11 protein-coding genes and 1 pseudogene are annotated in these 14,090 nt (G+C 45.5%); 6 read left to right on the top strand and 6 right to left on the bottom strand.

Annotated features, from left to right (window positions below; translation table 11 throughout):
• Positions 1-120 precede the first annotated feature (120 nt).
• The 3 genes and pseudogenes from IPJ71_05680 to IPJ71_05670 all read right to left on the bottom strand — a co-directional run bounded on the left by IPJ71_05680 (position 121) and on the right by IPJ71_05670 (position 3,573).
• Positions 121-420, bottom strand: a pseudogene (locus IPJ71_05680) (2,3-bisphosphoglycerate-dependent phosphoglycerate mutase).
• Between the two features lie 162 nt (positions 421-582).
• Positions 583-1,866 (bottom strand): DUF4082 domain-containing protein, encoded by a 1,284-nt coding sequence (locus tag IPJ71_05675; GenBank protein ID MBK7843174.1) that lies wholly within the window; start codon positions 1,864-1,866, stop codon positions 583-585.
• A gap of 114 nt (positions 1,867-1,980) precedes the next feature.
• Positions 1,981-3,573: a hypothetical protein gene (locus IPJ71_05670; GenBank protein ID MBK7843173.1), complete on the bottom strand. Its 1,593-nt coding sequence runs from the start codon at positions 3,571-3,573 to the stop codon at positions 1,981-1,983.
• A 154-nt stretch (positions 3,574-3,727) separates the two neighbouring features.
• Between IPJ71_05670 and IPJ71_05665 the strand changes: the two genes are divergently transcribed.
• Together IPJ71_05665 and IPJ71_05660 are read left to right on the top strand one after the other, a co-directional pair.
• A complete protein-coding gene (locus IPJ71_05665) occupies positions 3,728-5,566 on the top strand; it encodes a SpoIIE family protein phosphatase (GenBank protein ID MBK7843172.1) in 1,839 nt (612 codons plus the stop codon).
• Complete coding sequence (locus IPJ71_05660; protein ID MBK7843171.1) at positions 5,563-6,765, top strand: hypothetical protein; 1,203 nt, start codon at positions 5,563-5,565, stop codon at positions 6,763-6,765. Before IPJ71_05665 ends, IPJ71_05660 begins: the two co-directional genes overlap by 4 nt.
• A 20-nt stretch (positions 6,766-6,785) precedes the next feature.
• On the opposite strand, the gene IPJ71_05655 is transcribed toward IPJ71_05660, so the two are convergent.
• Positions 6,786-7,838, bottom strand: a complete 1,053-nt coding sequence (locus IPJ71_05655) for a hypothetical protein (protein MBK7843170.1) — start codon at positions 7,836-7,838, stop codon at positions 6,786-6,788.
• 489 nt (positions 7,839-8,327) lie between these two features.
• On the opposite strand from IPJ71_05655, the gene IPJ71_05650 reads away from it, so the two are divergent.
• The 4 genes from IPJ71_05650 to IPJ71_05635 are packed head-to-tail and all read left to right on the top strand — an operon-like array spanning position 8,328 to position 12,427.
• Positions 8,328-9,029, top strand: a complete 702-nt coding sequence (locus IPJ71_05650) for a peptidase-C39 like family protein (protein ID MBK7843169.1) — start codon at positions 8,328-8,330, stop codon at positions 9,027-9,029.
• A gap of 8 nt (positions 9,030-9,037) precedes the next feature.
• On the top strand, positions 9,038-10,498 hold the full coding sequence (locus tag IPJ71_05645; GenBank protein MBK7843168.1) for a RimK family protein: 1,461 nt from the start codon (positions 9,038-9,040) through the stop codon (positions 10,496-10,498).
• Entirely contained in the window at positions 10,495-11,727 is a 1,233-nt protein-coding gene (locus IPJ71_05640; protein ID MBK7843167.1) for a glutamate--cysteine ligase, read from the top strand. The genes IPJ71_05645 and IPJ71_05640 overlap by 4 nt, the downstream gene beginning before the upstream one ends.
• Positions 11,720-12,427 (top strand): N-formylglutamate amidohydrolase, encoded by a 708-nt coding sequence (locus IPJ71_05635; protein ID MBK7843166.1) that lies wholly within the window; start codon positions 11,720-11,722, stop codon positions 12,425-12,427. Before IPJ71_05640 ends, IPJ71_05635 begins: the two co-directional genes overlap by 8 nt.
• Here IPJ71_05635 and IPJ71_05630 read toward each other — a convergent pair.
• Both IPJ71_05630 and IPJ71_05625 read right to left on the bottom strand, forming a co-directional pair.
• Positions 12,424-13,119: a hypothetical protein gene (locus tag IPJ71_05630; protein ID MBK7843165.1), complete on the bottom strand. Its 696-nt coding sequence runs from the start codon at positions 13,117-13,119 to the stop codon at positions 12,424-12,426. The genes IPJ71_05635 and IPJ71_05630 overlap by 4 nt on opposite strands.
• Positions 13,116-14,084 carry a hypothetical protein gene (locus IPJ71_05625; GenBank protein MBK7843164.1) on the bottom strand — a complete coding sequence of 323 codons (969 nt, stop codon included), beginning with the start codon at positions 14,082-14,084 and terminating at the stop codon, positions 13,116-13,118. The genes IPJ71_05630 and IPJ71_05625 overlap by 4 nt, the downstream gene beginning before the upstream one ends.
• Positions 14,085-14,090: the final 6 nt, after the last annotated feature.

Genomic DNA, 14,090 nt, shown 5'->3' with positions numbered 1-14,090 from the left:
CCAGATCAGGACGCCATACCAATTCCCATTTTCTCATACCTGGGGCCAGGGTGGAGCAAAGAATTGATACAAACCATTGGTCACCATTTTATTGTCCTTGGGTCAGGCGTAGGGATCCACATTGAGTCCTTGTAGGCTGCCGTAGTGACGCTCATTCAGACGCCAACTCTTGACAACGGGGAGCCACATTTGATCGGTGTCATCGAGCACGGTCCATAGAGTGCGAATGGCTCTCTTCAGAACTGAAGTGAATACAAAATCAAACTCATATTTTTCGCTCTTGAGAAGCTGGCCAGCCTGTTTGGCTTCAACCCGACCTTTTTCAGAGAGGTCTACGTCGGTCCATCCCGTAAAACGGTTTTCGCTGTTCCAAGTGCTTTCACCGTGACGAAGTAAAACGAGTTTATAGGCTTTGTCCATGGTCTACCCCCTTTTTATTGAGAACATAAAATTGAGTGGGGGACACTACACCGAAATTCAAATGAATTTCAACTCGCAGAGCATTGATCCATATGTCGTTGATCATTGATCCTGCAAGACCGCGACTGGTTCATATTTTCCAATACCTGGTGGGAAAGAGTCTCAGGGTGGCGCGAAGAATCGATACAAACCATTGGTCGCCATTTTGGTGGCTCCAGCCGCATCAATCGCCAGAACTTTGGCTTTGTAGTAGGTATTTCGAGGCAGACTGCAAGAATCAAAATTATATTGAGTGGCATCCGCAGCAACATTCACCGTGGCACAGATCACGGTTGTTCCATCGTCAGCAAAAATAGCGACGTCGTAGGAAGTCTCACCCAAGGTATCAGCCCAGTTCAAGATTGGGCCTGCGACTGCGTCTTGATGTTGATCGTCAGGAACAAGGTCAGTGCCTCCCGTGATTCCGGTGATCGAAAAAGGCAGTGGAGCTGCGTTGAAAGGCAGACCGAAAACAACATCGACATAGTAATTGCCTTTATTGAAAGTGTTGGTCGGAAAAACCGGAGAGGGATCGTAGAAAAAGAGTCCATTGTCTCCATCGAATCCATCTGCGAGCCCCCGCAAGGGAGAATTTGCGACATCAGAAGTAAAGTAGTTGAGGTCATAAGAATATAGACCAACAGGGGCATGATAGGAGATGACATAGGTCGTATTAGCTGAAATAGCCACAGGACTGGAGAATAGCTGCTGTTGCCAACCCGAGCCGGATTCTCCCGTGAAGGTCACAGTGGCGAGCGCAGTTCCTGTGCTATTCCAGAGAGTGCCGCTGTGAACTCCAGTGTTATTTATTCCTTTGTAAAATCTCACACCAAGAATATAGCCATCGATATCTGACCGAAACTTCATTCCCAATTCAACCGAGGCTGTATCAAATGTTGCCTCGATATTTCCGGGAACTGTCGCAGGAGAAAAGACGCTATTATCTCCTGCCGGTAAAGAATAATATGTGAAGATATAGAAATTATTATCTGCTTGCTTTATTGAAGCTCCTGACGTCTTGGCTGTGACTTTTATTTTGTAGGAAGTTTGGTCTGTCAGACCGCAGGAGGTAAAGTCATTATTTAGAGTCGAAACGCTGACCAAGCTACATTTGGTCGTGCTGCCATCGTATTCATAAACGGTGATGTCATACGACGAGGCGTTTGAGGAAGTAGTCCAAGAGATGGAAGGATTGGCACTGTTGCCATTGAGCCAAGCATCTTTTGTCACATCAGTTCCGCCGGAGACTCCTGTAATTGCAAAGTTTCCCAAAATCACGGGAGTCGGCCCGGTTGTCGGCTCGGTCGTTGGCGCGGCGTCACCCAAAAAGCCTGCAATTTCTTTGTTGGCGCTGCAGCCGAAAACAAAGAGTGGAAATAAAAAGAAGGCGATCCAAACTCTAAACATATTAATTTATCGGACCAAAGACCATTTTGGAGAAGACGTAAACACGGTGAAGTTTTCTTGAATAAATTGAATCCTATTGAGATTTCCATATCCAATTCTGATTTTAGATTGACTCTAAATGCCTTCTGAGAGCGATCCTTGAACCTGAAAACTGTTCGTTTCAGACCAGTTTGAGACATTTGCTTCAAACAGAGATCTTATGCGCCAATAGGTTTCACTTTCAGACAGGATGCCGTTGAAAATCAGCCTGTTTGTCATTGTCTTTGTGGTAAAGATGATCTTCTCAAACAGTGGATCTCGGGCCATCTGAATCTCGTATTCTTCTACTTGTGGAACTTTCTTCCAGGAAAAGAGAAGAGGAGTTGCTTGCTGTGGGTCAAAGGAGAGCAGAATTGTTCCAGGTGCAGGTCGCAGAAGCACAGGGGGCTTTAAGAGAAGACTGCGCCGGTAATAGAGACGTTTCGTCGAAAAATCACTGATAACAGTTCCGCTTTCATCGACAGCAGCTATTTTAACTTCCCGTTCTTGATTTGGGGGCAGGGGCAGAAAGAAATCGCTTCTTCTGGTTAATATGCTTCTTTCACCCAAGATAATGCGATAGCCACTTGCCATGGGAGTTTTGGCCCAGCTAATAGGGATATTTTTTTCCTGATTTAATTTTGAGATGAGATCAGTGCTCTCGTCACTTAATTTGATAGGATCTAGCTCAGGTGGAGAAAGCTGTACGATGAGCTCCTTAATTGGACTGGTATCTAAAATACTTTCGTTAGAACCCAGCGCTTTGACCCGCCAGAAGTAGTGCCCAGGTCTCACTTTTGTCCAAATGAATTCGTGATCTTTCAGAGCTTGGGCGATTTGGAGGGGATCTGAGAATTCTCGATTGGTGCTCAATTCCAAAACATAATTGGTAACTCCGAAAAGAGGCTCCCAAGATAACTTTGGATATTCAACAATACCGCTCTGAACGCTCGCGGGTTTTCGAAAATCGATATGAGAATTGAATCTCAGAGTAATTTTTTGGATGGAGTCAGAATTTTTAGAAGGATTATTTGAATCGACGTCCCTCGCCCACCGAGCAGAGAGTGGGGTCGTCGAAACAACTTCGGTAGGCTGGCTAGGGTCGAATGTAGATCTATCCTCCTCCTTTTCAATTTTTAGGGATTGAAAACTCTTTAGACGAGACTTCTGTCCCGCCACTTCGACTTCGATCTCTCCTTCTTGTGTATTGCTGATTATACTCAAATCTCCGTCCTTTGATTTTTCGATGTGAATCTCAGAAGAGGTGTCGGTGGTCCGAATTATTGTGACTTCATTTTTGTGTAGTAGTCGAATCGTTTGCTTGGAATGGGACGAAGTTGACAGGGAACCCAATTTTAGATCGAGAAGCAACTCATTGCCTTGAGTGCGCAAGGTGACGAGGCTGTTTGATTCTAGATTTAGAACCGAAGTCGAACCAATTTTTATTTCAATGTCTGAATTTGGACCAGTAAAGATTTTATCTCCGTCGAAGAGCCATTCACTTTGGTTTGTTGGATACCAATTGAGGCTTTGGTCCAGTCTTCGCCTCACATCACCTTTCAATTTCAAAATCCTGCCGATTTCAACTTGGTCATGATTTTTCATCAGGAAATAGCGCACAATATAATCTCCCTGCCACAGGAGCATTCCAGTGAGGATGGCACCAAAAAGCCCTCCCCAAATTGCCATGCGATCTAAGAAATTGAATTTTGGGTCTAGTCGCAAAGAAACCATCCTTTCACTGTGAAGGAATTCTCATGAATCGTCATTTTTCATCTGTGCATTTAATCAATTAGCCAGATCTGGACCAGGAGAATGCGCTCCGATTTGCCGATAAATTTTAATGAAATGGCTGAGAGACCTGTCGCTCAAATATAAGCTCACCTTACTCTTGGTGGCTCTCACTGGAGCAATGCTCGTCGCTTATGGACTCACAGTTCTGAGGGAATTTGAGAGAGACAAGATAGCTTATGTCTTGGATTCAAATCTGGCTTACTCAAGGTCAGCGGCCCTGCAAATCAGAGCAGAAATGAATTTTCTCTCCGATAGAGTAAAGTTTTTGATGAGTGGATTTGATCCTCATAAAAATGGTTTCAATCGACTTTCTGAATCCAATTACCAAAAGGAAAATCAATTCGATGCCATTTTGGTTCTTTCTCGAAAGGACAGCCTTGGTCAATTCCAAATAGAATCCTTTCTCAAAAACAACTCCGTTGAGGTCGATGAATTCGAGAAAATAAAAGCGGCGAGCAAGATCCTCAGCTCCTCAGTTTTTGAAAATGAAATTGCGGTTTCCCAAATGCCCGGTAAATCAAAATGGCTCCTAGGGCTGCGCTTTGGAAAAGGAGAGGAGTCCTTGGCAGTGATTTCATGGCTGAACTCCAGTCATTTTCTAGGGCTTTTTGAAGCAGCCCAGATACAGGACACCTATTTGGTGTCTCAGACGGGTTCGTTGGTCATGTCTCCGTCCGTCAAAACCTACAATTTGAGTTCAGGTGAGATTCTCGAATCAATTCATGTGGTACTCAAAAAGATGAAATCGCCTGAAGGGGTTTTTCGACATCAAACCTCCAAGGGAGAAAAACTCTTGGTATCGACGGTAAGTGTTGGTCTGGGTAATCTCGTCGTTGTATCGATAGTAAGTGAATCTGCCGCACTCGATTCGGTAAAGGCGATCATGTTAAAGTCAGTCATTTTTTTGGCATTTTTGTTTTGTGTGACCGTCTGTCTCAGCGTACTTGCCAGCTTGTCCCTCACTTCTTCGCTGAAAAAATTGTTAGGTGCCACACGCGAAATCGGAAACGGAAACTTTGCAGTGTCTGTCGACATTACGGGAAATGACGAAGTAGGAGCTCTGTCGCTTGGTTTTAATAGTATGGCTAAGGAAATTGAGAGATTGATGATGGAGACGGCAGAAAAGGTGAGGATGGAGGGAGAATTGAAAACAGCCCAGCTTGTGCAAGCCACGCTGTTTCCAAAAGATCACTTGGTTGACCGCGGTCTTGAAATAAGAGGTTTCTACAGGCCGGCAAATGAATGCTCCGGCGATTGGTGGTATTACACTCGTATGGGTCATCGGACTTTGTTTTGCATTGGCGATGCCACCGGCCATGGGGTAGCAGCTGCACTCATTACTTCAGCTGCAAGAAGTGCTGCGAGCGTCATTGAAAGATTTCCAGATCTCTCTCTCGGAGAGATGATGTCTCTCTTTAACCAGGCCATTTACGATACGGCAAATGGTCTCGTCATGATGACGTTCTTTCTCGGCATTTATGACCATCGAACGGGGCTATTGACATATTCTCGGGCCAGTCATGACCCGCCTTTTCTCTTGCCGAACAAGGAGGGATTGACCAAGAACGATATCGGGAGTCTCAATCGCGTAAATGGACCTCGATTGGGACAAAGTCGGGATGGTCGTTATGAAGCCGCCGAGCTTGTGCTGGAAGTTGACGATCGAATTGTACTATTCACTGACGGTGTGACCGAACTCACCAACAAGACTGGAGAGAAATGGGGAGAACGCCCGTTTATCAAATGTCTTGTTAATTGTAGCAATAAGAAAATCAGTTTGATGGATACAGTAGGGCATATTGAAAATGAATTGATGAGCTTTCGGGGGGATTCGGTCTTAAACGATGATATCACGTATTTTATCGTATCGAGGTCTAAGGTTTCATGATGTCGCTACGGTTCATTATCATTCTATTTTTTCATTTTTCCGTTGGCTCTTTGAGTCAAGCTCAGAATATCTCACAATCGTATATTCGTTGGCACAAGCCCAAAATTGAGTCCTCGAATAGGCCTTATCAGTTTCGAGCTGTGCTTTCAGGAAAGGCCAGTCCTGGTACACAAATAGAGATCGCATCGGATGAAATTTCGATTTTAACAGGCGCAGAAAATATTGAGGTGATTGGCTCTAATGAGATCACGTCCGAAAAATCGGTTACAGCAGACAAAAATGGAAACTTTTTTCTGAATCTGGAAATGCCCCTTGGTATTGTGCAGCTTCCAATTGAAGTGAAGTTTTCAGTTGCGGAGAGCAAGCTCTATCAAATTAACATCGCACCGCCATCAAATGCTGCGGGAAGTGACTCTTTGAGTCCAGGTATTTTGGCATCTCATCAAGATTCACCCCACTTTTTGAGTAAAAAGGAAGTTTGGGGAGGAATTGGAATGAATTTTCTCAGATACAATCAAGAAAGCGAGGATATTCCTTCAAACTTGACACTTGAAAGCATTGATGGTCCGACGATATATGCTAAATTCGTTCGAAGGCTCAATAGTGAGTGGGCTTTTCAAACAGCTTTCAACCGATGGCCAGGAGAAACCATTTCTTCAGCGGCCGTCCAAATATCTGAGGGGTCCTACGCTTGGACTTGCTTATCCGGAGATTTTACCTACGTTGACCCTCAGTGGCGCAGGACGTATAAGAAATTTGCTTCTGAAGTGGGCCTGCAAATGGGCCTTCAGTACCACCAGGCTCCGTTTTTATCTCGTTCCAGTACGACCGAATCAGATATTGCTTCCATCGAATCAAATGCCTTTTTTATGGGTGCCATCGGCGGAATATGGCGGCTTCATTTCGGTCGGGAGTGGACGGTTGAAACCTTTCTACGATATCAGCATCCTTTTTCCTCTCGCAATGATCTCAAGGTGCGACCTGATCTTGCTTTCGACGGTTCTCTTGGCCTCGTCTATCATTGGATGGAAGCCTGGCGGTTCGGAATATTCTGGTATGGTCAATATCAAAAATACGATTTTACGGGATTCACTGACAGGTATTTCCAATCCACCGGGAGCCGGAGCTCCACTGTTGATGGGACTCAATCCTTTTTATTCTCGAACCTTGAAGCTCGCCTCGGGTGGGAATTCGATTAAGGAATTTTGTAATCTGCCCTTTAATTATTCTTCTTCAAGTAACTCACTTCAATTTTAGTTCCCTGGCTAGGTGCAGTCTTAAAGACAATTCTCTTCGCTTCGGAATGCCATTCTAAACTCTGCTGTGGAATGAATGTGAGAAGAATGCTGCCTTCCAATGGTTCTTCGCTCAATTCGAAAGAGGTCAGAAGGTTTGACACCTTCTTGCCAATCTTTGAAAGGGTGGGGCCGAAATCAGAATCACAAATGCTGCCGATTAATCCACCAGTTCTTCCTGCAAGTTCGGACACGAAATCGCCATAATTCCCACCGCCAGCGGTATTTCTTGAAAAGCAATTTGTGTCACCCGGAACAATCACAATCCCGAAGGCTGCAAAATTTTTGGAGTTCCCCCAAATACTACCAAAATGAGATATAACATTATCAGGAGTTGTGGCTCCCGAGGGACCTGTGCTCATCTCGTCTTCGTCAGATATGATCACGAGTGCCAAATCCGCACCTGCTCGAAAAAATCCCTGATTTTGTGTGTCGCGCTTGTCCATTGCCATCATAGAGGCACGAAGAGGCTGTTCATTGCTGGAAGCACAGTTGGAATAGCAATCGGACTCTTTTCTGGTGATAGTATTTAAGAATGCCCGCTTGTAATCGGGTACAGTTCTTGTCAGAAGGTTGGTGTTTGTCCCTTCAAACTTCATGAGATCTCCATTGCTGGAAAAGTTTCCACCACTGATATCAGTGGTGGTCATTCCTACTTGCCAGTCAACATCTCCAAGTTGATTAAAAAAGGAGGATATCGTTTCTCCAATTTTTTGCTGTTCCTCAAACATAGATGGAGAATTATCAATGACAACAAGAATGTCGACTTGGTTATCACTGGCGCGTTGAAAGAAAACATCTTTCACGCGGGGGTTATCTACGGGAGGTATGCTGGGATTATCTGGAACATCTGGATCATCGGCAGTCAAGGACTGAGCACCTCCCGCTGTTTCTGGAGTAAAATTCACGTCCGAACAGGCCATTATCATATGGCATAAGGCGAGAACCGATAATACATAGACCCGTCGCTTGTTCATAAACGAACTCCCTCATTGTAAGATCCTACCGTGTACTCAGCAAAACCGATGCCTGAGCATTTATTCGGGTCTGTGGGCAATACCTAGGTCTAACTATTTAAAAATAGGCTTTATTGTTTTTGACGTGAGCAAGCCAAGTTGCTCTGATGTGTCGACCAAATTCCAGTGTCGAGAGTTCTCACAAAATTTGAGCAATTATTTTTCTCATTGAGTGCCGAAATCCAATGGACTGGGACAGCCCAGAATTTCAAGAGGCTGGTTCCAAGCTAGCTTGTCCTCAAGCTTTGCTGATATGTTAGGCAATTTTGGAGAATCAGATTTAACGCGGTGTTAGAATTAGTTGGCTTGAGTTGTGCCATCCCCTGCGCGCAATGTAAATATAAAGAAAAGTGACTGATGACTGGACAGGGTGGTATTGCGAATGTTCATTGTCATTATTGCCCATGGGATTTAGACTGTGGTTTTAGGGAGGCTGTCAGGTTGCCTGGAATCCATCATTTAGATATTCGAATCAAGTCACAACCTACTATTTCCACCTGTGGCCCCACCTGCCTTCAATCCATATATGCGTATTACAAGGATCGGGTCAGCCTGAGCCAAGTGATCAGTGAGATCCCTGAGTTGGAGGGGGGAGGAACGCTTGGAGTTCAGTTGGGTTCTCATGCCCTGGCCAAGGGTTATGAAGTGACAATCTACTCCCATAATTTGCGCGTCTTTGACCCAACATGGTTTGGCTTGAATAATGTCGATCAAATAGCCAAACTAGAAGCCCAAATCCTCGCAAAGAAGAGCAATCGCAAGATCGTTCAAGTTTCCCGCCATTTTCAAGAGTTTTTGCGCAAAGGCGGAAAAATTCAGTTTGAGCCCTTATCACCCTCTTTTCTTCATCGATTTCTAGCACGAGGCCAGCCTATTTTGACGGGGCTGAGTGCGACCTATCTCTATAAATCTGCGCGGGAGGTCGGGGCTGAATGCGCCTACGATGACGTGAAGGGAGACCCTCAGGGGCATTTCGTGATCATTTCTGGAATGGCCAGTGACCTGTCCAGAGTTTCCATTGCGGATCCCCACGAACACAATCCTGTTGCCGAAGGTCAACATTATGACGTGGATACTCTTGATTTGATCAGCGCCATTTTGATCGGCGTGATCACCTATGATGCCAATCTTATACTAATTAGTAAAAAATAGTTTTTTATATGAAGAATCTCGTCGTAGTGAACAATGTGGCTGACTGGAAAATAGGAAAGGCCGACTTTGATCTCGTGAGTGCCAAGGACTATCTGACCGATCAGAAGTATCAGGATTCCAAGCGCTATCGTGTCTATAATCTCTGTCGGCGCTATAGCTATTGCAGTTTTGGGTACTATGTATCATTGCTGGCTCAGGCCCGGGGCCACCGCCCTTTGCCAAGTGTTTCAACGATATTGGACCTCAAGCAAGCCGGTATGATTCGTCATGGGAGTGACGAGCTAGAAGATTTGATTCAAAAAAATCTTCAAGCGATCAAATCAGATGAGTTTGAATTGAGTATCTATTTTGGAAAAAATCTTTCATCTAGGTACGAGAGACTATCGCGAAGTATCTATGCTTTGTTCCGCGCTCCCTTTATTCGAGTTTACTTTGAGAAGGTGAAGGGAGATCTATGGAGACTAAAAACAGTCAGACCCATTCCATTCAGTGAAATTCCTGAAAGTCATCATGAGTTCGTGATTCAAGTCATGCAGGAATTTTTGAATCGTCGAAAAGATCAGACTCTCAAAGCAAGATCCCATAAGTATGACTTGGCGATACTGGTGAATCCCAAAGAAAAACTACCCCCTTCTGACGAGGAGGCCATTAAAAAGTTTATTAAGGCTGCGGATCGGTACCAAATTTGGGCCGAGGTCATCGAACCAAATGAGGCTGCGCGACTGATGACTTTTGATGGATTGTTTATTCGGGAGACGACTTCAGTGGATCATCACACGTATCGAATGGCTCGTCGGGGCGAGGCAGAGGGACTTGTCGTGATTGACGATCCACAAAGTATTTTGCGCTGTTGCAACAAAGTTTTTCTTCATGAGATTTTGAAACACAACAACATTGCGGCCCCTCAAACACGGGTTTTCAGTTCAACTCGTTACATGGAGGAGATCAGAGGTCTCAAATATCCTTTGATTTTGAAAGACCCAGACAGTTCATTTTCGATGGGAGTAAAAAAAGTTAACTCAAGTGAAGAGTTCATCGCTCAGGCAGAGGAGTTTTTTAAAGATACGGACCTCCTCATAGGTCAGGAATTTATGCCAACAGATTTTGACTGGAGAGTGGGGGTGATCAATCACCAGGCCATTTATGTGTGCAAATACTTTATGGCACAAAGCCACTGGCAGATTATCAATTCCAATGGCGAACGGGGTATTGAGGAAGGGGGAGCGGAAACATTTGAAGTCGAAAAGGCCCCTTCCGGACTCATTGAAACAGCACTTCGGGCTACAAGATTAATCGGAGATGGCTTATACGGGGTGGATCTCAAAGAAATTAATGGTAAGTACTATGTGATTGAAGTGAATGACAACCCGAGTATAGATGAGGGCTATGAAGACAGAATTCTTAAGGGTGAGCTTTATGCAAAGATAATGTCTGTGTTTCGTGATCGTCTTGAGGCGAGGGCTCGATGAGTGAATTGGGCTTGGGCGAAGGATTCGGGGTCGAACTCGAATACATGGTTGTCGATATTGAGAGTTTGGATATTCGTCCTGTTGTGGATCAGCTCATTGAGTTGGAGGTCGGCTCCATCGTAAATGAGGTTGAGGGCCGCGATATAGGCTGGTCAAATGAGCTGGCATTGCATGTTTTGGAACTCAAGAATCTGGATCCCACTTTTCCGTTTGGGCGACTCCTTCCGAGTTTTAATAGGGAAATTGAAAAGATCAATCAGCACTTACAGAGGCACTTCAACTGTCAGCTGCTTCCGTCAGCCATGCATCCTTGGATGAATCCGGAAAAGGAGAGTCGCCTCTGGCCACATGGGAATCGTCAAATCTACGAAAAATTCCATGAGGTTTTCGGTTGTTCGGGACATGGATGGACGAATCTTCAAAGTGTGCACATGAATTTTTCCTTTGCCACAAGCGATGAATTTAGAAGATTGCACCGGGCCGTTCGCTTGATTTTGCCCCTTATTCCGGCCTTTTCTGCGAGTTCGCCCTTCTGGGAAGGACGACGGGGACCTGATTTTGACACCCGACTCTATGTTTACCTGAATAATCAAACTCGAATTCCGGAGATCATGGGGGAAGCGATTCCAGACGATGTTTCTTCTATCAATGAATACAAGGAGCATATTCTTGAACCCATGTATCGAGCCATCTCTCCCTATGATCCAGAGGGGATTCTGCAACATGAATGGCTCAATTCCCGAGCGGCAATCCCAAAGTTTAATTATGGCTGCCTTGAAGTGCGTCTGATGGACATTCAAGAGTGTCCAGAGCAAGATTTATCGCTCATTTGGTTTTTTCGAAGCCTAGTGAATCAGCTGCTTTCTCAGACATGGACAAGTGAACAGGAGCAGGCTGCGATTGATAGTTTTCTGCTGAAGGATCTTTTGGAGAGGGCCGCGACCAGTGCGAGTAGAACTGTATTCAGATCCCAGGGGTGGCTTTCTCAATTTGGAATTGATGCCGAAATTTTGAGTGCGCGTGAATTGGACCATGAATTGTTGGGGAGGATTGGCGTTTCGGAATCTGAAGCGGTCTTTTTAAAAGGTGTGGGTGAGATTCTAAGGTCAGGTACTTTGGCTGAACGTATGGTTCGAGCCACAGGTTCGCTGGTGTCTCCGGCCACTTTGAGACCGACCTACCAGAAATTGGCCAAGTGTTTAGGCACAGGAACTCGATTTGATGCCTAAGAGACAATTTCTGTTCCTATGCGAACATGCTTCCCCTTCACTGCCAGGATGGGCCCGTCCCTTTTTTCCTAAAAAGGCAAAAGAAATTCTAGAATCACACAGGGGCTGGGATGCAGGAGCGCCGCATCTTGCGAAGCTTCTTTCTCTCGGCTTGAAGGGGCCGTTGCATTGTGGAAGGCATTCGCGATTGCTGTTGGATCTCAATAGATCAGTTCATTCGAAAAATCTTTGGTCCTATTGGTCGAAAAAAATGCCCGAGGCCTTGAAGGAGAAAGCCCTGTCGGAATTCTATGTCCCGTATCGAGAGCATGCCAGTCGAGACTTGGCTCGATTGGTGAACCGTGGTCCAGTTGGTGTCTTTGCGGTTCATTCGTTTGTTCCTGTCTTGAATGGAAAGACAAGATCGACCGATGTGGGCCTTTTATTTCATCATGCTTCGGATAAGGAGCGACTTCTCGCGGAGTCACTGAGGTTTTATCTGAGTCGTCAGCTACCTGATTGGAAAATTCATTTTAATCTTCCCTACAGGGGATTCACTGACTGCTTTCTGAATGATCTCAGCGAACAATACCAGGCGAATTCAGATGTGGTGGGTTTGTTTTTGGAATTCAATCAAAGCAGACTGGGAACTTTGTCGGAAAGGCGCAGACTCAGCGAGACGATGAGAAAGTCGATTCTTTTAGCATGTGGATTGAATTAAAGTTTGAATAGGTCACTAGCAAATTTTCCGAAACTGAGCCCTGAGTTCCAAATGAGGTGGAACATAATAAGTGTATCACTGTAAGGAGAAGCCTCTGTCAATTCTGTCTCCTTTGTTCCTATGGAACCGGAGGAGACGATATACGCGGCTCCAAAGGAGAGGGCGCCAAGTGGGATGCTGAAACCTAAGTAGAAGCTTGTCGGAGTGAATTCCTGGCGAACTTCTTTAGAGATGGATCCGAAGGAATAGTGTCTATCCGCAAGAAGATAGTAGTCGGCCCCCAGAAATATTTTTCCAATATTAAATCGGAGGCCCAGTCCTGGCCCTAACTGATTGGAGAACTCCTTCTGAGTTGCATTGTTCGAGGTATTTTCGAGTTCAAGATAGCGAAGGTTGGCTGTCAAATAGCTAGAAAAAAGAGAGGCGGAATAAACAGGTAGGAGTATTCGACCCTGTAGCGCGAGGCCGTCATAATAGGCGGAAGTTCCGTCAGGGTTGTCAATTCTGGTGTTTGGGGATCCTATGGCTCCCTCGAACTGGAGATTCCCTGTGTTCGATTGAGCGCCCATGGTTCTAAGGGGCAGAAAAATAATGACGAGCCATAAAAAGGAAGTGAACAGAGCCGGGCTGTTTTGCCTTCTCAGGCCGTGGTTGAAGTTTGACTGTTGGTCTGAGACTTTCTTGTTTGTCATTGCCCCCTCACCACCAAAATATCAGCGACGTCTGTGGTAAATGTGTTGCGAATGAATGAGGCTTGAATGAGTGTTCCCGAAGACGTAAAGAGATCAATAGAATCGTTACCTGAATTAGCGACCAAGAGATTCCCGTTGGGCAAAGAGGCTATGGCCGTCGGATTGACAGTGGTGACTCCGTAAGCATAGAGCAGTGTCGCCCCGGTTCCGTTCTCGCTGACGCGGTAGATCGCATCGTTGGTCTGGGTGACAACATAGAGATTCCCATCGGGATTGGTATCGAGGTCAAAGGGGGCTTGGCCGAAGGCCACATTCGTCACACAGGTGGCCGTCGCTCCTGAGATATCAAAAATCGAGAGATTGCTTGTGCCTGCCGAGCTCACAGTTGCAAGATAACCTTGGGAGGTTATGACCATTCCGTGAATGGTATTGAGAACGCAAGATCCTGTGGTTGTATTGATGTAGGGGTTGCCGCTGACGGGGTATCTGGCCCCTGTATTTGTAAACCTCTCAATTGTGCTGGTTTCGGCAACATAGATATTTCCTTGTGAATCAATCTTGGTGTCAAAGAGGTTTCCAGTCAGAAGTGCGTTGGCCGCAAAAACAGAAACATTTCCAAAAATGTCGACAATATCGAGACGATCAGTTCCGTCAACGCTGACCATGAGGTGAAAGGGGTCGAGAAAGGCGAGCCCGCGAGGGAATTCAGTATTGATTCCGTAATCAGCAAGAATTCCCAAGAACTTTCCAGAGGTGTCATAGACACTAATGGCGTAGTTGTTCGTGGCGGCATAACTTCCAGAGATATAAATGCGATCTTGACCAAGACCAAGGGATCCAAACCAGTGACTTCCCTTTTTTGCAGCGCAGGAACTGAGGGATCCGGCCAGAGCCAAAAGAAATGCGAAGAAAGCTGAGGCAATCGAAACACAGGCCAGTCTGTTCTTAATTCTTGTTTTTGACATACTTCT

The organism is Bdellovibrionales bacterium (assembly GCA_016714165.1).
Taxonomy (GTDB): domain Bacteria; phylum Bdellovibrionota; class Bdellovibrionia; order Bdellovibrionales; family UBA1609; genus JADJVA01.
The sequence above is the reverse complement of the archived record's forward strand: the minus strand, read 5'-3'. Positions and strand labels throughout refer to the sequence as shown.